Below are 22698 nucleotides of genomic sequence, written 5' to 3'. Positions count from 1 at the left end.
CTCACGACAAAAACTGTACGACACTCGGTTTTCGCGGTGCAAGGACCAGCGGGTGACCCCTAGACTCACCGGCATGGGAAGACGAGGGTCCTATGCCAAAGGGTTGGCCAGGCGTCGCGAGATCCTGCGCACGGCTCTGGAGGTGATCGCGCGCAGCGGATACTCCAGCGCCTCGGTGCGCGAGCTCGCCGAGGCGGTCGGGCTGAGTCAGGCCGGACTGCTGCACCACTTCGGCACCAAGGAGGAGCTGTTCATCGAGGTGCTCCGCACCCGTGACGAGGTCGACGCCGGCCGGGCCGCGGAGGACGAGGGCGGGCCCGGCGGGCTCAGCGCGGATCGGTTCGTGGAGATCATCGAGCACAACGCGCAGGTGCCGGGCCTGGTGCATCTCTACACGCGGCTGCAGGCCGAGGCGGCCGATGCCTCGCATGCCGCTCATGAGTACTTCCGGGAGCGTCAGGGTCGCGTCCGTGCGGAGCTGTCACGGGCGGTGCGGGCGGAGCAGGACGCCGGCCGGATGCGTGCCGACCTTGATCCGGAGGCCACTGCGCGGACGCTCATGGCGCTCGCCGACGGGCTGCAGGCGCAGTGGCTCTATGATCCTCAGGTGGACATGGCGGGCATGATCGTCCGGCATCTGGAGGCCCTGAGGCCCTGAGGCCCTGAGTCTCCGTGGCGTGGCGCGGATCATGCGGGACGGCGATGCCGATGCTAGACTCGTCGCTCGGAATCAGCCCCGCCGGTCCGGCGCCGGGCGTCCTGACTGATCATCGCTGGCGTGTGTGACCTCCGCGACGCGATGCGGCGTTGCGCGTCTGCACACTCGTCGTTTATGCTGTACTTTTGCGCCTCCCCTCTATGCGCGTGCCTTCAAATAGCGGTGGGCATCTGCATCGTCTCCTCTTCACGACTGAACCGTCTGACGTCTGCTTCGGTGTCGGATCGGACAGACCCGTCCGCGTCCGCGGGGACGGGGAGGCGTGCCAAGGAAGCTACGAAGGTCTGTGGAAGGATCCCTCTTGGTCGCCTCGAGCACCTCAATTCAAACCGCTGCCTCGGCCCGGACCGCTGAATACGCCGGCCGACTCTCATTCGCAAAGATTCACGAGCCTCTCGATGTTCCGGAGCTGCTGGCTCTGCAGATCGATTCCTTCGACCGCCTGGTGGGCAACGAGCGCTGGGCCGCTCGCGTGGAGGACGCCCGCCAGAAGGGCATCAAGGGTGTCTCCGACACCTCCGGGCTGGCTGACATCTTCGAGGAGATGTCACCGATCGAGGACTTCCAGGGCACCATGTCCCTGAGCTTCTCGGAGCCGGAGTTCGCCGACCCCAAGATGCCGACCGCCGAGTGCAAGGAGCGCGACACCACCTACGCGGCTCCGCTGTACGTCAAGGCGGAGTTCATGAACCACAACACCGGCGAGATCAAGCAGCAGACGGTGTTCATGGGCGACTTCCCGCTGATGACCGATCGCGGCACCTTCGTCATCAACGGGACCGAGCGCGTCGTGGTCTCGCAGCTGGTCCGCTCCCCGGGCGCCTACTTCGAGCGCACGCCGGACAAGACCAGCGACAAGGACATCTACACCGCGAAGGTCATCCCGTCCCGCGGTGCCTGGTTCGAGCTGGAGATCGACAAGCGCGACCAGGTCGGCGTGCGTCTGGACCGCAAGCGCAAGCAGCCGGTGACCGCGCTGCTGAAGGCGCTGGGCTGGACGGAGTCCCGCATCATCGAGGAGTTCGGCGACTTCGACTCCATCCGCGCCACCCTGGAGAAGGACGCGTTCGAGACCCAGGACGACGCCCTGCTGGACATCTACCGCAAGCTGCGTCCGGGAGAGCCGCCGACAGTGGAGGCCGCCGAGGGGCTGCTGAAGGGCCTGTACTTCACCCCGAAGCGCTATGACCTCGCCAAGGTGGGCCGGTACAAGCTCAACCGCAAGCTGGGTGTGGACAAGGACTTCACCGACTCCGACGCCTCGGTCCTCACCGAGGAGGACATCGTCGCGATGATCCACTACCTGTGTGCGCTGCACGCGGGCCGGGAGTCCATCAAGGGCCTGCGCGACGGTGAGGAGATCGCGCTGCCGGTCACGGTCGACGACATCGACCACTTCGGCAACCGCCGCATCCGTGCCGTGGGCGAGCTCATCGAGAACCAGGTCCGCACCGGCCTGTCCCGCATGGAGCGTGTGGTCCGTGAGCGGATGACCACTCAGGACGTCGAAGCCATCACGCCGCAGACGCTGATCAACATCCGTCCGGTCGTGGCCTCCATCAAGGAGTTCTTCGGCACCTCGCAGCTGTCGCAGTTCATGGACCAGAACAACCCGCTGGCCGGACTGACGCACAAGCGTCGTCTCTCCGCACTGGGCCCGGGCGGTCTGTCCCGTGACCGCGCCGGCATGGAGGTCCGAGACGTCCACCCGTCGCACTACGGCCGCATGTGCCCGATCGAGACCCCTGAAGGTCCGAACATCGGTCTGATCGGCTCGCTGGCGACCTATGGCCGGATCAACAGCTTCGGCTTCATCGAGACCCCGTACCGCAGGGTCGTCGACGGCAAGGTCACCGCAGAGGTCGACTACCTGACCGCTGATGACGAGCTGGTCGCACAGATCGCCCAGGCCAACGCGCCGCTGACCGAGGACGGCTCCTTCGCTGAGGAGCATGTCCTCTGTCGTCAGCGCGGCGGCGCCGGTGAGCCCGTGCTGGTCGGCTCCGAGGACATCGACTACATGGACGTCTCCCCGCGCCAGATGGTGTCGGTGGCGACGGCGCTGATCCCGTTCCTCGAGCACGACGACGCGAACCGTGCGCTCATGGGCGCGAACATGCAGCGTCAGGCTGTGCCGCTGCTGGAGTCCGAGTCCCCCGTGGTCGGCACCGGCATGGAGAAGTACGCCGCCATCGACGCCGGAGACTCGGTCACCGCCGAGCAGGCCGGCGTGGTCACCAAGGTGGCCGCGGACCTGGTCTCCGTCATGAACGACGACGGCTCCATCACGCACTACCCGATCATGAAGTTCGAGCGCTCGAACCAGGGCAACACCTACAACCAGCGGGTCCGGGTCACCGAAGGTGATCGCGTGGAGCGTCAGTCGCTCATCGCGGACGGCCCCTCGACCGAGTTCGGCGAGATCGCGCTCGGCAAAAACCTGCTGGTCGCCTTCATGTCCTGGGAGGGTCACAACTTCGAGGACGCGATCATTCTGTCCCAGCGCATGGTGCAGGACGATGTGCTCACCTCGATCCACATCGAGGAGCACGAGGTCGACGCCCGTGACACCAAGCTGGGCGCGGAGGAGATCACCCGGGACATTCCGAACGTCTCCGACGAGATGCTCGCCCAGCTGGACGAGCGCGGCATCATCCACATCGGTGCCGAGGTCGAGTCCGGGGACATCCTGGTCGGCCGCGTCACCCCGAAGGGTGAGACCGAGCTGACTCCGGAGGAGCGCCTGCTGCGCGCCATCTTCGGCGAGAAGTCCCGCGAGGTCCGTGACACCTCCCTGAAGGTGCCTCACGGAGAGTCCGGCACCGTGATCGGGGTCCGCATCTTCGACGCCGAGGACGGCGACGAGCTGCCCCCGGGCGTGAACCAGCTGGTGCGCGTGTACGTGGCCCAGAAGCGCAAGATCACCGATGGCGACAAGCTCGCCGGACGCCACGGCAACAAGGGTGTGATCTCCAAGATCCTCCCGGTCGAGGACATGCCGTTCCTGGCGGACGGCACCCCGGTCGACGTCGTGCTGAACCCGATGGGTGTGCCCGGCCGTATGAACATCGGCCAGGTCATGGAGCTGCACCTGGGATGGGCGGCGAAGCAGGGCTGGACGATCGAGGGCGAGCCGGACTGGCTGAAGAACCTGCCGAACCTGCCCCGCGAGACCGGCCCCACCAAGGTCGCGACCCCGGTGTTCGACGGTGCCGAGGCCGAGGAGCTCACCGGCATCCTCGCCTCCACCAACGTCACCCGCGACGGTGAGCGCCTGGTCGGCTCCGATGGCAAGGCCCTGCTGTTCGACGGTCGCTCCGGTGAACCGTTCCCGGACGGCATCTCGGTCGGCTACATGTACATCCTGAAGCTGCACCACCTGGTCGACGACAAGATCCACGCGCGTTCGACGGGTCCGTACTCGATGATCACCCAGCAGCCGCTGGGTGGTAAGGCGCAGTTCGGCGGTCAGCGGTTCGGCGAGATGGAGGTCTGGGCCCTGGAGGCGTACGGCTCGGCCTACACGCTGCAGGAGCTGCTGACCATCAAGTCCGATGACATCCACGGCCGAGTGAAGGTCTACGAGGCCATCGTCAAGGGCGAGAACATCCCGGAGCCTGGCGTTCCGGAGTCGTTCAAGGTCCTGATCAAGGAGATGCAGTCGCTCTGCCTCAACGTGGAGGTCCTCTCCGCGGACGGCAGCGCGATCGAGATGCGTGACGCGGAGGAATCCGGGTTCAGCGCCGCCGAGGAGCTGGGTATCGACCTCTCCCGTGCGGAGCCCAGCTCGGTCGAAGAGGTCTGAACCTCATCCGCGCTGTCGCCGTCGGGTGACCGACGGCGACAGCAGCAGTCATCTCGTCACGAATCTTGAGAGAGAAAAGAGAGATACAGGACTATGTCCAACGAATCCTCATTCGGCACCATGCGCATCGCGCTGGCCACCGGCGATGACATCCGCAGCTGGTCCCACGGTGAGGTCAAGAAGCCGGAGACCATCAATTACCGAACCCTGAAGCCGGAGAAGGACGGGCTCTTCTGCGAGAAGATCTTCGGTCCCTCCCGCGACTGGGAGTGCTACTGCGGCAAGTACAAGCGCGTGCGCTTCAAGGGGATCATCTGTGAGCGCTGCGGCGTCGAGGTGACCCGTGCCAAGGTCCGCCGTGACCGCATGGGCCACATCCAGCTGGCCGCCCCGGTGACCCACATCTGGTACTTCAAGGGTGTGCCGTCCCGCCTGGGCTACCTGCTGGACCTGGCGCCGAAGGACCTCGAGAAGGTCATCTACTTCGCGGCCTACATGATCACCACCGTGGACGCCGACCGCCGTCATGACGACCTGCCTAACCTGCAGGCCGAGTACGACCAGGAGATCAAGCACCTGGCCGATCAGCGCGACTCCGACATCGCCGCCGTCGCGAAGGACCTCGAGGACGACCTCGAGCGTCTGGAGGGCGAGGGTGCCAAGGCCGCTGAGAAGAAGAAGGCCCGCGACGGCGCCGACAAGCAGATGGCTCAGATCCGGAAGCGCGCCGACGCTCAGATCGAGCAGCTCGAGAAGGTCTGGGACCGCTTCAAGAACCTCAAGGTCTCCGATCTCGAAGGCGATGAGGCGCTGTTCCGCGAGCTGCGTGCCCGCTACGGCCAGTACTTCGAGGGCTTCATGGGGGCCGAGGCGATCCAGCGTCGCCTGGAGACCTTCGACATGGAGGCCGAGGCCGAGAAGCTGCGTGAGACCATCAGCACCGGCAAGGGACAGCGGAAGACCCGCGCCCTGAAGCGTCTGAAGGTCCTCAACGCGTTCCTGGGCACCGGCAACACCCCGCGCGGCATGGTGCTCGACGCCGTGCCCGTGATCCCGCCGGAGATCCGCCCGATGGTCCAGCTGGACGGCGGCCGCTTCGCGACCTCCGACCTCAACGACCTGTACCGTCGCGTGATCAACCGCAACAACCGCCTGAAGCGTCTGCTGGATCTCGGTGCCCCCGAGATCATCGTCAACAACGAGAAGCGCATGCTCCAGGAGGCTGTGGACTCGCTGTTCGACAACGGCCGTCGCGGGCGTCCGGTCACCGGGCCGGGCAACCGTCCGCTGAAGTCGCTGTCCGACATGCTCAAGGGGAAGCAGGGCCGTTTCCGTCAGAACCTGCTCGGCAAGCGTGTGGACTACTCGGGCCGTTCGGTCATCGTGGTGGGCCCGCAGCTGCAGCTGCACGAGTGCGGTCTGCCCAAGCAGATGGCTCTGGAGCTGTTCAAGCCGTTCGTGATGAAGCGCCTGGTGGACCTCAACCACGCCCAGAACATCAAGTCCGCGAAGCGGATGGTGGAGCGCCAGCGCTCCCAGGTGTGGGACGTCCTTGAGGAGATCATCACCGAGCACCCCGTGCTGCTGAACCGTGCTCCCACGCTGCACCGTCTGGGCATCCAGGCCTTCGAGCCACAGCTGGTCGAGGGCAAGGCCCTGCAGCTGCACCCGCTGGTCTGTGCCGCGTTCAACGCGGACTTCGACGGTGACCAGATGGCAGTGCACCTGCCGCTGAGCCCGGAGGCGCAGGCTGAGGCCCGCATCCTGATGCTGTCCTCGAACAACATCCTGAAGCCTTCGGACGGTCGTCCGGTGGCCCTGCCCTCGCAGGACATGATCATCGGCCTGCACCACCTGACCACCGTCCGCGAGGACGAGGCCGGTGCCGGACGGGCGTTCGCGTCCCTGGGCGAGGCGCAGATGGCACTGGACCTCAAGGAGCTGCATCTCAACGCTCCGGTGAAGATCACGGTGGAGGGCTTCGTCCCCTCGGCCGAGGTCCCCGCACCTGAGGGCTGGGAGGAGGGCCAGCCGGCCACCATCGGGACCACTCTGGGCAAGGTGCTCTTCAACGAGCTCCTCCCGGCGGACTACCCGTGGCAGGACACTGTGGCGGACAAGGGTCAGCTCTCTTCGCTGATCAACGATCTCGCTGAGCGGTACCCGACCGTCACCACGGCGCGGACCCTGGACAACCTCAAGGACGCCGGCTTCTACTGGTCGACGCGTTCCGGCGTCACCGTGGCCATCTCGGACATCACCTCCGACATGGACAAGCAGTCCATCATGGACGCCTACGAGGATCAGGCCGCGAAGGTCCAGTCGCAGCATGACATGGGTCTGATCGGTGACGACGAGCGTCACGCCGAGCTGGTGGAGATCTGGTCCAAGGCGACCGACGAGGTCGCCGCCGCGATGAAGAGCGGCATGGACTCGCTGAACAACATCAACCGGATGGTGACCTCAGGTGCTCGAGGCAACTGGCTGCAGGTCCGGCAGATCGCCGGCATCCGTGGTCTGGTGACCAACCCGCGTGGTGACATCATCCCGCGTCCGATCAAGTCCTCGTACCGCGAGGGCCTCTCGGTCCTCGAGTACTTCATCGCGACCCACGGTGCCCGCAAGGGTCTGGCCGACACGGCGCTGAAGACGGCGAACTCGGGCTACCTGACCCGTCGTCTGGTGGACGTGTCGCAGGACGTCATCGTCCGCGAGGAGGACTGCGGCACCTCGCGCGGTCTCACGGTGCCGATCGCGCTGCCCGATGAGAACGGGGAGCTGCGGCTGCACGAGGCCGTCGAGAACTCCGCCTATGCACGGACTCTGGCAGTCGACGTCGCGGACACCGAGGGCTCGGTGCTGGCCGAGGCCGGCACCGACATCGGCGATGTGCTCATCGGGAAGCTGTTCGAGGCGGGCATCACGGAGATCAAGGTCCGCTCCGTACTGACCTGTGAGTCGGCGGTGGGCACCTGCTCGCTCTGCTACGGCCGCTCGCTGGCCACCGGCAAGACGGTGGACATCGGTGAGGCCGTGGGCATCATCGCGGCCCAGTCGATCGGTGAGCCTGGCACGCAGCTGACGATGCGTACCTTCCACACCGGCGGTATCGCGTCCGCAGATGACATCACCCAGGGTCTGCCCCGAATCCAGGAACTCTTCGAGGCCCGCACCCCCAAGGGTGTCGCGCCGATCGCGGAGACCGCCGGGCGGGTCAGCATCGAGGACGCCGAGAAGCAGCTGCGTCTGGTGCTGACCCCGGACGACGGCACGGAGGAGCAGGCCTATCCGGTGCTGCGCCGTGCGCGTCTGCTGGTGGAGGACGGGGAACGTGTCGAGGTCGGCCAGCAGCTGGTGGCCGGCGCGGTGGACCCCAAGCAGGTGCTTCGTGTGCTCGGCCCGCGGGCTGCGCAGAAGTTCCTGGTCTCCGAGGTGCAGGACGTCTACCAGTCACAGGGTGTGGGCATCCACGACAAGCACGTGGAGGTCATCGTCCGGCAGATGCTGCGCCGCATCACCGTCATCGAGTCCGGCGGCACCGCGCTGCTGCCCGGCGAGCTGACCGACCGGTTCCGCTTCCAGCGGGAGAACCGGAAGGCCGTCGCCGAGGGTCAGCAGCCGGCCTCCGGTCGTGACGAGCTGATGGGCATCACGAAGGCGTCGCTGGCCACGGACTCGTGGCTGTCGGCGGCATCCTTCCAGGAGACCACCCGTGTCCTGACCCAGGCGGCGATGGAGGGCAAGTCTGACCCGCTGCTGGGCCTGAAGGAGAACGTGATCATCGGTAAGCTCATCCCGGCCGGCACCGGTCTGGACCGCTACACGCAGTCCTCGGTGGAGCCCACGGAGGAGGCCAAGGCGAACCTGTTCACCGGGCCGAGCCTCTACGGCTCCAGCTTCGACTACGCCGGTGCGGAGGGCGAGGGCGAGTTCCACGCCATCCCGCTGGATGACTACAACACCGAGGTCGACTTCCGCTGACCTGCGGCGGCTGACGGTTCCGACGCCTGGAGCCTGAAGCAGTGAGACGAGAGCCCGGATCCCATGGGGGTCCGGGCTCTCGTGCGTCCCGGGCGGACCTGCGAGAGCAGGTCCGGGAGGAGGGAGATCGCCGTCAGGGATTGTCCTCGGTGATCCTTCCTGCGATCATGGCTTCACAAAAGCAAATATCTGGAGCGGTGACCGGAGGGGATGACCATGGAGGCATGGGTGCAGCGGCTGCGCTGGATCGCTGGAGCGATGCTGGCGGCACTTCTGCTGGCGGGCTGCGCGGATGGCGGTGATGAGCACGGCATGGCCGACCACGAGTCAGGTGACCACGAGGCGGGGGACCGGGCGGGCGTGGAGGACGCACCGGCGGCGCCGGGTGAGAATGGACCCCCGGCTGATGTCGACGTCGAGGATAGGGAGGTCATCACCACCGCCTCTGCCCTGGTGGAGGTCCGCGAGGTCCGTGAGGCCGTCGACGACGTGATCGCCCAGGTCGAAGGCCACGGAGGGCACGTGGAGTCTCGCCGGGAGCAGGTCGACGACGACGGTCGCCTCGGCAGTGCCACGCTGACCCTGCGGATCCCGGCCCAGCATCTGGGGCAGGTCCTCGAGCACCTCGCCGAGCTGGGAGATGTGCAGGACCTCAGTGAGCGCGCCCAGGACGTCACGGGCACCGCCCGGGACCTGGATGCCCGTATCGAGGCGCTGGAGACCTCGGTGGAGCGACTGCTGGAGATCATGGAGCAGGCTACCACCAGTGAGGACCTGCTCCAGGCGGAGTCGAGCCTCAGCGAGCGTCAGGCCTCGCTGGAGGCGCTGGTCGCCCAGCGGCAAGGGCTCAGCGATCAGGTGGAGATGTCTACCCTGCGGCTCGAGTTTCTCGACGGCCGTGCTGCGGTGGTGCGCGCCGAGGGGTTCCTCGGAGGGCTGCAGTCGGGCTGGGCCGGCCTCGTGGCCGCCGCCGACGGTGTGCTGGTGGTCACCGGGGCGATGCTTCCCTGGCTGCCGGTGCTGATCATCGTGGCAGTGGTCGTGCGCTGGTTGGTGCGCCGGCGCCGCGGGCGTCGTCGCTCACGTGCTCAGGAGGTTCCGGGGGAGGTTCCGGAAGAGGTCATGGATGAGGCGCGGGAGGGTGACAGCGGCGGATCGCACGAGAGATGAGGGTCTGGCCAGGAGAGTTCGTCATGACGTGCGCGAGCGCCGGGGTTTTGCGGGAGCAACTCCGGTGCTATGATTTGCAAACGTGAATCCTATCAGGGATTCCTGCGGATCGTCGGTCGAGCAGAGGGAGCGGAGCATCATGTGGGACGTGGAGAGGAGGGTTGTGGTGGGGCGGGGCCTCGCCGTCTTGGCGGCGCTGACCCTGCTCACCGGCTGCGTGTCGGCCGGGCAGCAGGAGGAGAGGTCCGCCGGGCGGCAGGACGCCGCGCAGGATGTGGGAGGGTCCGCTGGACAGGGCATCGAGGGGGAGCCGGAGGCCCGTCCGCAGGAGGGTGGGGGTGAGGAGTCGGGTGGTGATGACGTCCACGACGGCGTCGACGGCGAGGGGGAGACGCCGAGGAGGCGGAGTTGCTGGTCGCCGAGGTGGGCGACCCGATCGATATCGAAGGCTGTGAGCCCGGGGAGGGGCGGACGGTCACGATGCTCGAGGATGTGGTCGTCGAGGAGGTCGAACATGACCCGGTGCCGTCCCAGACCCTCGACGTCGACGGTCAGGAGGTCGAGATTCCCGGGGCCCCCGGCGTGCTGATCCCGGAGCGTGTGGGGCAGGCCGGCTGTCTCGTGGCGCACGCGGCTCCCGGCGCATGCCTGCCCCGGGTCGAACTCTCCGCTGCCTATGTCCCCGCGGTCACGCTGCCGGAGCGCGTGCTTCCTGAGGTGCGGCTGCCCGACGGCACCGTGCTGGAGGAGGTCGTGCAGCCGGCCGTCGAGATGCCGGCGATCGAGATCGAGGGCGTCGTCGCCGATGAGGTCTGCCAGGCCGACGAGGACGACCTCGAGCCCGGGGACCACGTCTGGGCCGCCTATCGGTGGTCGGAGCATCGGTGGTCGGAGCACCAGTGGGCCGAGACCCAGTGGTCAGAGACGCGTTGGGGAAGCTCCGGCGACGGCTGGAGCTCCCCGACGATGACGCTGCCGACCGTCACCGCTGAGACCCTGAGCATCCCCACGGTCTCGATCCCCACCGAGAAGCTCGAGACCTATCGTCTCGATGACGCCGAGCACACCGAGCGCACCGAGGGTGAGGAGCAGGTCTCCTACATCACCGAGGGTGATGTGCTCTTCGACCCGGACGACCATGAGGTCCGCGCCGGCGCCGAGGCTGATCTGGAGGCCATCGCCTCGGAGATCGCAGACCGCGACGACGACTACGTGGTCCGTGTGGAGGGGCACACCGACGACGTCGCCACCGTCGACCATGAGGACAATCAGCGGCTCTCGGAGCTGCGGGCCGAGTCGGTGGTGGACTGGCTGGCCGATCACGGCAGTATGGATCCGGACCTGATGTCCGCGCAGGGCTTCGGCGAGGACGTGCCCCGGGCGGACAATGGGACCGAGGGTGGCCGGGCGGAGAACCGACGCGTGGTGATCACCGTCGAGCCTGCGGATCGCGGCGAGGACGACGTGGATCACGAGGTCGGCGAGGAAGGCGAAGAGGATGTGGGTGAGGGCTGATCGCCTGGGGTGCCGGCCGGGCGGGGCGCAGCCTCCTCGGCTGCCCCGTTTAGCCACCTCGTGCGGCAGCTGGTATCGTTGCCTTGATTGTTTCTGTGTGGCAGAGGGACTTGGTCCGGGTTGCGGGGAGGTTGCGCAACGAATGCCACATATTTGCACGCCCAGGGGCCTTTCCCGCGGATCGTGTCAGAACCGATCGTACGCGGGATCTTCAGCATCCCTCAGCTCGACCGGTCTGCGGTGAGTCCGCGGAGCGTCAAGCCCAAAACCACGTATGGAGAACGCATAGTGCCTACTATTCAGCAGCTGGTGCGCAAGGGGCGCACTCCCAAGGTTGCCAAGAACAAGACCCCTGCCCTGCAGGGAAGCCCGATGCGTCGCGGTGTCTGCACCCGTGTGTACACCACGACCCCGAAGAAGCCGAACTCTGCACTCCGGAAGGTCGCCCGTGTGCGCCTGAACGGCGGCGTCGAGGTCACCGCCTACATCCCTGGTGAGGGGCACAACCTGCAGGAGCACTCGATCGTGCTCGTGCGCGGCGGTCGTGTGAAGGACCTCCCCGGTGTCCGCTACAAGATCGTCCGCGGCGCCCTCGACACCCAGGGTGTCAAGGGCCGCGGCCAGGCCCGCAGCCGCTACGGCGCGAAGAAGGAGAAGAAGTAATGCCTCGTAAGGGTCCCGCTCCCAAGCGCCCTCTCGTCCAGGACCCCGTCCACGGCTCCCCGCTGGTCACCCAGCTGATCAACAAGGTGCTCGTCGACGGCAAGAAGTCCACCGCGGAGCGCATCGTCTACGGCGCTCTCGAGGGCGTCAACAAGAAGTCCGGCGAGGATGCCGTGGGCGTCCTCAAGAAGGCCATGGACAACGTCCGTCCCGCCTTGGAGGTCCGCTCCCGCCGCGTCGGCGGCGCCACCTACCAGGTGCCGGTGGAGGTCAAGCCGGGCCGTGCCACCGCGCTGGCGCTGCGCTGGCTGGTCGGCTATGCCAAGGATCGTCGTGAGAAGACGATGACCGAGCGTCTCATGAACGAGATCCTCGACGCCTCCAACGGCCTCGGTGCCGCAGTGAAGCGCCGTGAGGACACGCACAAGATGGCAGAGTCCAACAAGGCCTTCGCCCACTACCGCTGGTGAGCGCCTGCCTGCGCGACGTATCCCGTCCGCGTCCGGTCATGAGGTCGTCCTGCGGGACGAGGCTTCACCGGCGTGGGCGGCCCGCGTAGGCTGATCGGAGTCGGAAGCCCCGCTGACGGCTCCGCCTTTTTGAGAGAGATCTGCTTATCGAGAGATCTGAGAGGACAAGGGGATCCACCGTGGCACAAGACGTGCTCACTGACCTGAAGAAGGTCCGCAACATCGGCATCATGGCGCACATCGATGCCGGTAAGACCACCACGACCGAACGCATCCTGTTCTACACCGGCATGAACCACAAGATCGGTGAGACTCACGACGGCGCGTCCACGACGGACTGGATGGAGCAGGAGAAAGAGCGCGGCATCACGATCACCTCCGCCGCGGTGACCTGTTTCTGGGGCGACAACCAGATCAACATCATCGACACCCCCGGCCACGTGGACTTCACCGTCGAGGTGGAGCGTGCCCTGCGTGTGCTCGATGGCGCCGTCGCCGTCTTCGACGGCAAGGAGGGCGTCGAGCCGCAGTCCGAGACCGTCTGGCGCCAGGCCGACAAGTACAACGTGCCGCGCATCTGCTTCGTCAACAAGATGGACAAGCTCGGCGCAGACTTCTACTTCACCGTCGACACCATCAAGTCTCGCCTCGGCGCGACTCCGCTGGTGATGCAGCTGCCGATCGGCTCCGAGAGCGACTTCGTCGGCGTCGTCGACCTGCTGCAGATGAAGGCTCTGGTCTGGCCCGGCGATGCCAAGGGTGACGTCACCATGGGTGCCGAGTACGAGACCCACGAGATCCCCGAGGACCTCCAGGAGCGCGCTGAGCAGTACCGCAGCGAGCTCATCGAGCAGGTCGCCGAGGCCGACGACGAGCTGATGACCAAGTATCTCGACGGTGAAGAGATCTCCATCGACGAGCTCAAGGAAGGCATCCGCAAGCTCACCGTGGCCGGCGCCGCCTACCCGGTGTTCTGCGGCTCCGCGTTCAAGAACCGCGGTGTGCAGCCCATGCTCGACGCCGTCATCGACTACCTGCCCACTCCGGCAGACGTCGAGGCGATGGAGGGGCACAAGCCGAACAACGAGGACGTGGTCCTGACGCGCCGTCCGCGCAAGGACGAGCCGTTCTCCGCTCTGGCGTTCAAGATCGCGGCGCACCCGTTCTTCGGGCAGCTCACGTTCATCCGCGTCTACTCGGGCAAGCTGGCCGCCGGCGCTCAGATCGTGAACTCCACGAAGGGCAAGAAGGAGCGCATCGGCAAGCTCTTCCAGATGCACGCGAACAAGGAGAACCCGGTCGAGGAGATCCAGGCCGGGCACATCTACGCGGTCATCGGGCTCAAGGACACCACCACCGGCGACACGCTCTGCGACCCGAACGATCAGATCGTGCTCGAGTCGATGACCTTCCCGGAGCCGGTGATCTCCGTGGCCATCGAGCCGAAGTCGAAGGGTGACCAGGAGAAGCTCTCCACGGCCATCCAGAAGCTGGCCGCGGAGGACCCGACCTTCACCGTGAACCAGAACGATGAGACCGGCCAGACCGAGATCGGCGGAATGGGCGAGCTCCACCTGGACATCCTGGTGGACCGTATGAAGCGCGAGTTCAAGGTCGAGGCCAACGTGGGCAAGCCCCAGGTGGCTTACCGCGAGACCATCAAGAAGCGTGTGGAGAAGGTCGACTACACCCACAAGAAGCAGACTGGTGGTTCGGGTCAGTTCGCCAAGGTGCTCGTCAACTTCGAGCCGCTGGACACCTCGGAGGGCGAGCTCTACGAGTTCGCCAACCTGGTCACAGGTGGTCGCATCCCGCGCGAGTACATCCCGTCCGTGGATGCAGGCATCCAGGACGCGATGGGCCTCGGCATCCTCGCCGGCTACCCGATGGTCGGTGTCAAGGCGGAGCTGGTGGACGGCGCCTACCACGACGTCGACTCCTCGGAGATGGCGTTCAAGCTCGCCGGCTCCCAGGTCTTCAAGGAAGGTGCACGCCGCGCCAACCCGGTGCTGCTCGAGCCGATGATGGCCGTCGAGGTCCGTACTCCCGAGGAGTACATGGGCGACGTCATCGGCGACCTGAACTCCCGCCGCGGTCAGATCCAGTCCATGGACGACGCGGCCGGCGTGAAGGTCATCAAGGCACTGGTGCCGCTGTCCGAGATGTTCGGCTACATCGGCGAGCTGCGCTCACGCACCCAGGGCCGTGCCGTCTTCACCATGTCCTTCGACTCCTACGCAGAGGTGCCGAAGGCCGTGTCCGAGGAGATCATCGAGAAGAACCGCGGCGAGTGAGGTGACCCCTCGCTCGTGAAGCTCACCGCCCGTGAACCCGGCAGCCGTCCAGGCCGCCGGGGGATCGGGCCGGGGGCGGGACGAGCTCCGGATTCGTCCCGCCGTCGCAGCGGCCTCACGGGAGCAGGCCAGCCCGGCCCGTCAGGCATCCGGAGAATTTCACCAAATACGATGCGCCCCAGTAGACTTGCGAGAGTTTCAGCCTCGTTCCATGTGCGGCTGATAGCAAGTCTTCTGACCTTAACAAGTTCTATAGGAGGAACCTGTGGCCAAGGCAAAGTTCGAGCGGACCAAGCCGCACCTCAACATCGGCACCATCGGTCACGTCGACCACGGCAAGACCACGCTGACTGCCGCCATCTCCAAGGTGCTTGGTGACAAGTACCCGGACCTGAACGAGCAGCGTGACTTCGCCTCGATCGACAACGCTCCGGAGGAGCGCGAGCGCGGCATCACGATCAACGTCTCGCACGTCGAGTACCAGACCGAGAAGCGTCACTACGCGCACGTCGACGCTCCCGGTCACGCCGACTACGTGAAGAACATGATCACCGGTGCCGCTCAGATGGACGGCGCGATCCTCGTGGTCGCCGCCACCGACGGCCCGATGGCCCAGACCCGTGAGCACGTCCTCCTGGCCCGCCAGGTCGGCGTCCCCGCGCTGCTGGTCGCCCTCAACAAGGCTGACATGGTCGAGGACGAGGAGCTCCTGGACCTGGTCGAGATGGAGGTCCGCGAGCTGCTGTCCGACCAGGACTTCGACGGCGACAACGCACCGGTCATCCGCACCTCCGGCCTGAAGGCCCTCGAGGGCGACGCCGAGTGGGTCAAGACCGTCGAGGAGCTCATGGAGGCTGTCGACGAGTTCATCCCGGAGCCGGAGCGTGACAAGGACAAGCCGTTCCTGATGCCCATCGAGGACGTCTTCACCATCACCGGTCGTGGCACCGTGGTCACCGGCCGTGCCGAGCGTGGCACGCTGAAGATCAACTCGGAGATCGAGATCGTCGGCATCCGTGACAAGCAGAAGACCACGGTCACCGGAATCGAGATGTTCCACAAGCAGCTCGACGAGGCCTGGGCCGGCGAGAACTGTGGTCTGCTGCTCCGCGGTCTGAAGCGTGACGACGTCGAGCGCGGCCAGGTCGTGGCTGCTCCCGGCTCGATCACTCCGCACACCGACTTCGAGGCGAACGTCTACATCCTGTCCAAGGATGAGGGCGGCCGCCACAACCCCTTCTACACCAACTACCGTCCGCAGTTTTACTTCCGTACGACTGACGTGACCGGTGTGATCTCCCTGCCGGAGGGCACCGAGATGGTCATGCCCGGTGACAACACCGAGATGTCCGTCGAGCTGATCCAGCCCATCGCCATGGAGGACGGCCTCGGCTTCGCCATCCGTGAGGGTGGCCGCACCGTGGGTTCGGGTCGTGTGACCAAGATCCTGAAGTGAGCTGATCACCTCCGCTGATCCTCAGTCTGCACCCGGTCTCGACCGGGCGGCATGCTGAGGGAGCACGAGAGCCCCCGACGTCCCCAGGGACGTCGGGGGCTCTCGTTTTGCGTGTCGGGGGTTTTTCTGTCAGGATGGACAAGTTGCTCACGGACGAGTGCGCCCTCCGAAGGTCCAGCGAAGCGGCAGTGCCGCAGATCATGCCTGGAGGAGGAGCCCGAGTCCCGGCGCCCCAGGGTGCCGTCGAGCTGTCAATCTGTTCGTAGTCCAGCCCGACCCACGCGGTGTGTACTGCTGTGTGCGGAGTTCTCCGCCCATCAAAGCGACACGCCCGACCGCGGGGGTCGGAGCCCGACAGGCCGAGCAGCCCGTCTCCTCGACGGGTTCGGCCTGACCGGGATGTGCATCACGGCTTTGCCTGATGCGCAGTCCACAACTGCAGAAGGGGAGTGCCGCCGGAGCCTGTCTGAGACAGGAGCGGGCGATGCCTTTTCTGGGAGCGTCATGCTCTGCCGCAGCGGTGGACTGCGAGAAGACCAGACGAAGAAGCACTGACCAGAAAGAGGCAGACGCCATGGCGGGACAGAAAATCCGCATCCGGCTGAAGTCGTATGACCACGAGGTCATCGACACCTCAGCCCGGAAGATCGTTGACACGGTCACGCGCGCAGGTGCGACGGTGGTGGGCCCGGTGCCGCTGCCCACGGAGAAGAACGTGTACGCCGTGATCCGTTCTCCCCACAAGTACAAGGACAGCCGCGAGCACTTCGAGATGCGCACCCACAAGCGCCTCATCGACATCGTCGACCCCACTCCCAAGGCGGTTGACTCGTTGATGCGTCTCGACCTGCCTGCAGACGTCAATATCGAGATCAAGCTCTGAAGCAGGGAGGTGCTGAGAGAACTATGACCAATATTTCCCGCGTCGAACTGAACGTCAAGGGGCTGCTGGGCACGAAGCTCGGCATGACCCAGGTCTGGGACGAGGACAACAACCTCATCCCGGTCACTGTCGTCCAGGCCGACTCCAATGTCATCACGCAGGTCCGCACCGACGAGACCGACGGATACAACGCAGTGCAGATCGGCTACGGCCAGATCGACCCGCGCAAGGTCACCAAGCCGCTGGCGGGTCACTTCGCCAAGGCCGGTGTGACACCGCGTCGTCACCTCGTCGAGATCCGCACCACCGACTCCTCGTCTTACGAGCTCGGCCAGGACCTGTCCGTCGAGGCCTTCGACGCCGGCCAGAAGGTCGACGTCATCGGCAAGACCAAGGGCAAGGGCTTTGCCGGCGTCATGAAGCGTCACGGCTTCGCCGGTGTCGGTGCGTCCCACGGCTCGCACAAGAACCACCGCAAGCCGGGCTCCATCGGTGGCGCCGCCACTCCGGGCCGCGTCTTCAAGGGTCTGCGCATGGCCGGTCGCATGGGCAACGAGCGCCACACCACGCACAACCTCACCGTCCACGCGGTGGACGCCGAGAAGAACCTGCTGCTCATCAAGGGTGCCGTGCCCGGTGCCCGCGGCCAGGTCGTCCTGGTCCGCACGGCAGTGAAGGGAGCATGATCCACATGGCCAACAAGGTTTCCGTCGACCTCCCTGCCGAGGTCTTCGACGCCAAGACCAACGTCTCGTTGATCCACCAGGTCGTCGTCGCGCAGCAGGCCGCAGCCCGTCAGGGCACGCACAAGGTCAAGACTCGCGCCGAAGTCTCTGGCACCACCGCGAAGCCGTTCCGTCAGAAGGGGACCGGTCGTGCCCGTCAGGGCTCGATGATCGCTCCCCACATGATCGGCGGCGGCATCGTCCACGGCCCGACTCCGCGCAGCTACGCGCAGCGCACCCCGAAGAAGATGAAGGCCGCCGCACTGCGCGGCGTCCTCTCGAACCGGGCGCGCAATGGTCGGATCCACGTCGTGGACGCGCTGGTCACCGAGACTCCGTCCACCAAGGCCGCCCGCGAGGCGCTGGCCGCCCTGGACGGTCAGAACCGCAACTGGCTGGTCGTGATCGACCGCAGCGACGACGTCGCGGCGCTGTCGACCCGCAACCTGCCCCAGGTCCACACGCTGTACTCGGACCAGCTGAACACCTACGACGTCGTCGTCTCCGATGACGTCGTGTTCACCCAGGCCGGCTACGACGCCTTCCTCGCGCAGCAGGCGGGCGCCCAGAAGGAGGAGTCCAAGTGAGCGTCCTGACTGAGAAAGACCCCCGGGACGTGGTCATCGCACCGGTCGTCTCGGAGAAGTCCTACGGTCTGATCGATGAGGGGAAGTACACCTTCCTCGTCGACGTGAAGGCCACCAAGTCGGAGATCAAGTACGCCGTGGAGAAGATCTTCTCGGTGAAGGTCGACTCCGTGAACACGATCAACCGCGCCGGCAAGCGGAAGCGCACGCGCTTCGGCTGGGGCCAGCGCAACGCGACCAAGCGCGCGATCGTGTCCCTCAAAGAGGGGAACATTGACATCTTCGGAGGTCCGCAGGGCTGAGCCCGGCGGAGACCACTTAATCGAGGAAGTAGAACATGGCTATCCGTAACCTCAAGCCGACCACCCCGGGCCAGCGTGGCTCGTCGGTGGCCGACTTCGCAGAGATCACCCGGGACACCCCGGAGAAGTCCCTGCTGCGCCCGCTGTCCAAGACCGGCGGCCGCAACAGCTCGGGCAAGATCACCACTCGTCACAAGGGTGGAGGTCACAAGCGTCAGTACCGTCTGATCGACTTCCGTCGTTCGGACAAGGACGGCGTCCCGGCCAAGGTCGCGCACATCGAGTACGACCCGAACCGCACTGCCCGCATCGCGCTCCTGCACTTCGCCGACGGCACCAAGCGCTACATCCTGGCTCCGGCCAAGCTGGAGCAGGGCGCCGCCATCGAGTCCGGCCCGAACGCGGACATCAAGCCTGGCAACAACCTGCCGCTGCGCAACATCCCCCTGGGTACCGTGATCCACGCTGTGGAGCTGCGTCCCGGCGGCGGTGCCAAGCTCGGCCGTTCCGCCGGCGCCACCATCCAGCTGGTCGCCCGAGAGGGCAGGTACGCCCAGCTGCGACTGCCCTCCGGCGAGGTGCGCAACGTCGACGTCCGCTGCCGTGCGACTGTCGGACAGGTCGGCAACGCCGAGCAGTCCAACATCAACTGGGGCAAGGCCGGCCGCAACCGGTGGAAGGGCGTCCGCCCGACCGTCCGCGGCGTGGTCATGAACCCGGTCGACCACCCGCACGGTGGTGGTGAGGGCAAGACGTCCGGCGGTCGCCACCCGGTGAACCCGAACGGCAAGCCCGAGGGTCGCACACGTCGTCCCAACAAGGAGAGCGACAAGCTCATCGTGCGTCGCCGTCGTAACAAGAACAAGCGATAGGAGCCTGGAGACATGCCACGCAGCTTGAAGAAGGGCCCCTTCGTTGATCAGCACCTGTATCTGAAGGTGGTCGCTGAGAACGAAAAGGGCACCAAGAACGTCATCAAGACCTGGTCCCGCCGTTCCATGATCATCCCGGACATGCTCGGTCACACGATCGCCGTGCATGACGGGCGCAAGCACATTCCGGTCTTCATCACCGAGTCGATGGTCGGGCACAAGCTCGGCGAATTTGCTCTGACCCGCACGTACCGCGGCCATGTGAAGGACGACAAGAAGGGCAAGCGTCGCTGATCCCCTCATCGGGATGAGTGAACGTGAGCCTCTTCTATCGAGAGACGAGAGAAGGAAAGCAATGGAAGCCAAGGCAATTGCGCGCTACCTGCGTGTGACGCCTATGAAGGCCCGGCGCGTCGTCGACCTTGTCCGCGGCAAGCAGGCCAACGAGGCGCTGGCGATTCTCCAGTTCGCCCCGCAGGCTGCCTCTGAGCCGGTGTACAAGGTGGTGGCGTCCGCGCTGGCGAACGCCCGCCAGCACGCCGACAAGGCCGGTGTCGCCTTCAACGAGGACGACTACTACGTCACCGAGGCCCGTGTGGACGAGGGACCGACCATGAAGCGGTTCCGTCCGCGTGCCCAGGGTCGGGCCTACCGCATCAACAAGCGCACCAGCCACGTCAGCGTCGTGGTCGGTACGGAAGAGAAAGGTGGGGATCAGTAGTGGGACAGAAGATCAACCCCAACGGTTTCCGTCTGGGCATCACCACTGACCACGTCTCCCACTGGTACGCCGACTCCAGCAAGCCGGGTCAGCGGTACAAGGACTTCGTGAAGGAAGATGTCCAGATCCGGGAGCTGCTGAACAAGAGCGTCGAGCGTGCCGGCATCTCCAAGGTCGAGATCGAGCGCACCCGTGACCGCGTCCGTGTGGACATCCACACTGCGCGTCCGGGCATCGTGATCGGCCGGCGGGGCGCCGAGGCCGACCGCATCCGTGGTGAGCTCGAGAAGCTCAGCGGCAAGCAGATCCAGCTGAACATCCTCGAGGTCAAGAACCCCGAGACTGACGCTCAGCTGGTCGCCCAGGGTGTGGCGGAGCAGCTTGCTTCGCGTGTGGCGTTCCGCCGCGCGATGAAGAAGGCCATCTCCTCGGCCATGCGTGCCGGTGCCAAGGGCATCCGCATCCAGTGCGCCGGCCGTCTGGGCGGTGCGGAGATGTCGCGTTCGGAGTTCTACCGCGAAGGTCGTGTGCCCCTGCACACCCTGCGCGCCAACATCGACTTCGGCAGGCACGAGGCCAAGACCACCTTCGGTCGCATCGGCGTCAAGGTCTGGGTCTACAAGGGTGACCTGACCGCCAAGGAGCTCGCGGCCCAGCAGGCCTCCCAGCCTTCGGGCCGGGGCGGTCGCGGCGGTCGTGGAGGCCCCGGTGGCGGTGGGCCCGGTGGTGGTGAGCGTCGTCGTCGTGGCGGTCGCAGCCGTGACCAGCAGGGCCAGACTGCCGAGTCTTCAGCAGAAGGAGGACAGAGCTGATGCTGATGCCCCGTCGAGTCAAGTACCGCAAGCCGCACAAGCCCAAGCGCCGCGGCCAGGCCAAGGGCGGCACCGAACTCGCTTTCGGCGAGTACGGCATCCAGGCCCTGAGTCACGCCTACGTGACCAACCGGCAGATCGAGTCGGCACGTATCGCGATGACCCGCTACATCAAGCGAGGCGGAAAGGTGTGGATCAACATCTACCCGGACCAGCCGATCACCAAGAAGCCTGCCGAGGTCCGCATGGGCTCCGGTAAGGGTTCGCCCGAGTGGTGGGTCGCCAATGTCAAGCCCGGACGTGTGATGTTCGAGCTGTCCGGTGTCAGCGACGAGGTGGCCAAAGAGGCCCTGCGTCTGGCAATCCACAAGCTGCCGATGAAGGCACGCGTGATCAGCCGAGAGAGTGGTGAGTGACGATGGCAGTTGGATCGAAGGATCTGACGGTTGAGAAGCTCTCGACCATGGACGACGCTTCGCTGGCTGTGCAGCTGCGCAGCGCCAAGGAGGAGCTGTTCAACCTGCGCTTCCAGTCCGCCACCGGTCAGCTGGAGAACTCCAGCCGCCTGAAGGCCGTCAAGCGCGACATCGCCCGGATCTACACCGTCCTTCGGGAGCGTGAGCTGGGCATCCGTGAGGTGGTCGGCGCGGAGGCGGAGTCCACTGAAGAGAAGGCTGAGGACTGATCATGAGCGAGAACACCACAGAAGCACAGGGCACTGAGCGCAACTACCGCAAGAACCTGCGCGGCGTCGTCGTGTCCGACAAGATGGACAAGACCATCGTGGTCGAGGTCGAGGACCGCCGGAAGCACTCCCTGTACGGGAAGGTCATGAAGCGGCACTCGAAGTTCAAGGCCCACGACGAGAACGGTGAGGCCGGCATCGGCGACACCGTGCAGATCTCGGAGACCCGTCCGCTCTCGGCGACCAAGCGCTGGCGTCTGGTGCGGATCATCGAGAAGGCCAAGTGATCAGCAGCTGATCGACTTTCCGCGCCGCCTTCCCTCGCAGGAAGGCAGCGCGGGGGCCTCGGCCCTCGGGCCGTCATACCGTTCGGGACCCGACTCACCGCGGTGAGTTGGGTCCCGAACTGTTTTCAGGTATGATATTGAGCTTGTGCGCCCTTATAGCGGGACCATCCATCCCGCGGGCTCTCATCGCCGGCCATCCGGCCGGGGGAGTCGAGGAAAGCGCATGTCCCCCAGAGCCGCCTCGGCCCCGTGGACAGTGACAGGTCGCGCTCGACGCGACAGACCACGGGGGTAAGCGGCGGGGGAGTGTTCCCGAAGAAGTTCCGCAAGGCTCGTCGGATGGACGACGAGAACCGGCGAGACGACAGGAGATATCCACGTGATCCAGCAGGAATCGCGGCTGAAGATCGCTGACAACACTGGTGCCAAGGAACTCTTGGTCATCCGTGTGCTCGGCGGTTCCGGACGCCGCTACGCAGGCATCGGCGACACATTCGTCGCCACCGTCAAGGACGCCATCCCCGGCGGCAACGTCAAGAAGGGCGACGTCGTCAAGGCTGTGCTCGTCCGTTCCAAGAAGAAGACCCGCCGCAACGACGGCTCCTACATCAGCTTCGATGAGAATGCTGCCGTCATCCTCAAGGGTGAGACTCCGGAGCCCCGCGGCACCCGAATCTTCGGGCCGGTGGGTCGTGAACTGCGCGACAAGAAGTTCATGAAGATCGTCTCTCTCGCGCCGGAGGTGCTCTGAC

Annotated in this window: 21 protein-coding genes; all 21 read left to right on the top strand. The window is 65.9% G+C overall.

Annotated elements, in window-relative coordinates:
• Positions 1–52: 52 nt before the first annotated feature.
• The gene (locus tag HNR09_RS04140; protein WP_343047440.1) at positions 53–658 is read left to right on the top strand and encodes a TetR/AcrR family transcriptional regulator; all 606 of its coding nucleotides are present in this window, start codon (positions 53–55) and stop codon (positions 656–658) included.
• Positions 659–1019: 361 nt separating this feature from the next.
• Entirely contained in the window at positions 1020–4523 is a 3504-nt protein-coding gene (gene rpoB, locus HNR09_RS04135; RefSeq protein WP_179540899.1) for a DNA-directed RNA polymerase subunit beta, read from the top strand.
• 93 nt (positions 4524–4616) lie between these two features.
• Positions 4617–8504, top strand: coding sequence for a DNA-directed RNA polymerase subunit beta' (locus tag HNR09_RS04130; protein ID WP_179540898.1), 3888 nt, complete (start codon positions 4617–4619; stop codon positions 8502–8504).
• A 210-nt stretch (positions 8505–8714) separates the two neighbouring features.
• Positions 8715–9674 carry a DUF4349 domain-containing protein gene (locus HNR09_RS04125; protein ID WP_179540897.1) on the top strand — a complete coding sequence of 320 codons (960 nt, stop codon included), beginning with the start codon at positions 8715–8717 and terminating at the stop codon, positions 9672–9674.
• A gap of 408 nt (positions 9675–10082) precedes the next feature.
• A complete protein-coding gene (locus HNR09_RS04120; RefSeq protein WP_179540896.1) occupies positions 10083–11189 on the top strand; it encodes an OmpA family protein in 1107 nt (368 codons plus the stop codon).
• Between the two features lie 288 nt (positions 11190–11477).
• Positions 11478–11852 (top strand): 30S ribosomal protein S12, encoded by a 375-nt coding sequence (rpsL, locus tag HNR09_RS04115; RefSeq protein ID WP_070161800.1) that lies wholly within the window; start codon positions 11478–11480, stop codon positions 11850–11852.
• On the top strand, positions 11852–12322 hold the full coding sequence (rpsG, locus tag HNR09_RS04110; RefSeq protein WP_179540895.1) for a 30S ribosomal protein S7: 471 nt from the start codon (positions 11852–11854) through the stop codon (positions 12320–12322). The genes rpsL and rpsG overlap by 1 nt, the downstream gene beginning before the upstream one ends.
• 179 nt (positions 12323–12501) lie before the next feature.
• Complete coding sequence (gene fusA, locus HNR09_RS04105) at positions 12502–14616, top strand: elongation factor G (RefSeq protein ID WP_179540894.1); 2115 nt, start codon at positions 12502–12504, stop codon at positions 14614–14616.
• 265 nt (positions 14617–14881) lie between these two features.
• Positions 14882–16072, top strand: a complete 1191-nt coding sequence (gene tuf, locus HNR09_RS04100; RefSeq protein WP_179540893.1) for an elongation factor Tu — start codon at positions 14882–14884, stop codon at positions 16070–16072.
• A gap of 574 nt (positions 16073–16646) precedes the next feature.
• Positions 16647–16955 (top strand): 30S ribosomal protein S10, encoded by a 309-nt coding sequence (rpsJ, locus tag HNR09_RS04095; protein ID WP_022871716.1) that lies wholly within the window; start codon positions 16647–16649, stop codon positions 16953–16955.
• Positions 16956–16978: 23 nt separating this feature from the next.
• The gene (rplC, locus tag HNR09_RS04090; RefSeq protein WP_179540892.1) at positions 16979–17641 is read left to right on the top strand and encodes a 50S ribosomal protein L3; all 663 of its coding nucleotides are present in this window, start codon (positions 16979–16981) and stop codon (positions 17639–17641) included.
• A 5-nt stretch (positions 17642–17646) separates the two neighbouring features.
• Positions 17647–18267 (top strand): 50S ribosomal protein L4, encoded by a 621-nt coding sequence (rplD, locus tag HNR09_RS04085; protein ID WP_179540891.1) that lies wholly within the window; start codon positions 17647–17649, stop codon positions 18265–18267.
• Positions 18264–18569, top strand: coding sequence for a 50S ribosomal protein L23 (gene rplW / locus HNR09_RS04080; protein ID WP_179540890.1), 306 nt, complete (start codon positions 18264–18266; stop codon positions 18567–18569). The genes rplD and rplW overlap by 4 nt, the downstream gene beginning before the upstream one ends.
• 35 nt (positions 18570–18604) lie before the next feature.
• The gene (gene rplB, locus HNR09_RS04075) at positions 18605–19441 is read left to right on the top strand and encodes a 50S ribosomal protein L2 (protein WP_179540889.1); all 837 of its coding nucleotides are present in this window, start codon (positions 18605–18607) and stop codon (positions 19439–19441) included.
• Between the two features lie 12 nt (positions 19442–19453).
• Positions 19454–19735: a 30S ribosomal protein S19 gene (gene rpsS / locus HNR09_RS04070; RefSeq protein ID WP_179540888.1), complete on the top strand. Its 282-nt coding sequence runs from the start codon at positions 19454–19456 to the stop codon at positions 19733–19735.
• Positions 19736–19796: 61 nt separating this feature from the next.
• A complete protein-coding gene (gene rplV / locus HNR09_RS04065) occupies positions 19797–20162 on the top strand; it encodes a 50S ribosomal protein L22 (RefSeq protein ID WP_179540887.1) in 366 nt (121 codons plus the stop codon).
• Positions 20162–20974, top strand: coding sequence for a 30S ribosomal protein S3 (gene rpsC / locus HNR09_RS04060; RefSeq protein ID WP_179540886.1), 813 nt, complete (start codon positions 20162–20164; stop codon positions 20972–20974). Before rplV ends, rpsC begins: the two co-directional genes overlap by 1 nt.
• Positions 20974–21390, top strand: a complete 417-nt coding sequence (rplP, locus tag HNR09_RS04055; RefSeq protein ID WP_179540885.1) for a 50S ribosomal protein L16 — start codon at positions 20974–20976, stop codon at positions 21388–21390. The genes rpsC and rplP overlap by 1 nt, the downstream gene beginning before the upstream one ends.
• Before the next feature lie 2 nt (positions 21391–21392).
• Positions 21393–21659, top strand: coding sequence for a 50S ribosomal protein L29 (gene rpmC, locus HNR09_RS04050; RefSeq protein WP_179540884.1), 267 nt, complete (start codon positions 21393–21395; stop codon positions 21657–21659).
• 2 nt (positions 21660–21661) lie between these two features.
• Positions 21662–21946 (top strand): 30S ribosomal protein S17, encoded by a 285-nt coding sequence (rpsQ, locus tag HNR09_RS04045; protein WP_179540883.1) that lies wholly within the window; start codon positions 21662–21664, stop codon positions 21944–21946.
• 379 nt (positions 21947–22325) lie between these two features.
• Complete coding sequence (gene rplN, locus HNR09_RS04040; RefSeq protein WP_179540882.1) at positions 22326–22697, top strand: 50S ribosomal protein L14; 372 nt, start codon at positions 22326–22328, stop codon at positions 22695–22697.
• Position 22698 lies beyond the last annotated feature (1 nt).

The organism is Nesterenkonia xinjiangensis (assembly GCF_013410745.1).
GTDB lineage: Bacteria > Actinomycetota > Actinomycetes > Actinomycetales > Micrococcaceae > Nesterenkonia > Nesterenkonia xinjiangensis.
The sequence above is the reverse complement of the archived record's forward strand: the minus strand, read 5'-3'. Positions and strand labels throughout refer to the sequence as shown.

What these genes read in the sequence shown, in the direction of transcription:
- HNR09_RS04130 (WP_179540898.1), top strand. Translation starts at nt 4,617, where the DNA reads ATGTCCAACGAATCCTCATTCGGCACCATGCGCATCGCGCTGGCCACC.
- HNR09_RS04125 (WP_179540897.1), top strand. Translation starts at nt 8,715, where the DNA reads ATGACCATGGAGGCATGGGTGCAGCGGCTGCGCTGGATCGCTGGAGCG.
- rpsG (WP_179540895.1), top strand. Translation starts at nt 11,852, where the DNA reads ATGCCTCGTAAGGGTCCCGCTCCCAAGCGCCCTCTCGTCCAGGACCCC.
- rpsJ (WP_022871716.1), top strand. Translation starts at nt 16,647, where the DNA reads ATGGCGGGACAGAAAATCCGCATCCGGCTGAAGTCGTATGACCACGAG.
- rplC (WP_179540892.1), top strand. Translation starts at nt 16,979, where the DNA reads ATGACCAATATTTCCCGCGTCGAACTGAACGTCAAGGGGCTGCTGGGC.
- rplD (WP_179540891.1), top strand. Translation starts at nt 17,647, where the DNA reads ATGGCCAACAAGGTTTCCGTCGACCTCCCTGCCGAGGTCTTCGACGCC.
- rplB (WP_179540889.1), top strand. Translation starts at nt 18,605, where the DNA reads ATGGCTATCCGTAACCTCAAGCCGACCACCCCGGGCCAGCGTGGCTCG.
- rpsS (WP_179540888.1), top strand. Translation starts at nt 19,454, where the DNA reads ATGCCACGCAGCTTGAAGAAGGGCCCCTTCGTTGATCAGCACCTGTAT.
- rplV (WP_179540887.1), top strand. Translation starts at nt 19,797, where the DNA reads ATGGAAGCCAAGGCAATTGCGCGCTACCTGCGTGTGACGCCTATGAAG.
- rplP (WP_179540885.1), top strand. Translation starts at nt 20,974, where the DNA reads ATGCTGATGCCCCGTCGAGTCAAGTACCGCAAGCCGCACAAGCCCAAG.
- rpmC (WP_179540884.1), top strand. Translation starts at nt 21,393, where the DNA reads ATGGCAGTTGGATCGAAGGATCTGACGGTTGAGAAGCTCTCGACCATG.
- rpsQ (WP_179540883.1), top strand. Translation starts at nt 21,662, where the DNA reads ATGAGCGAGAACACCACAGAAGCACAGGGCACTGAGCGCAACTACCGC.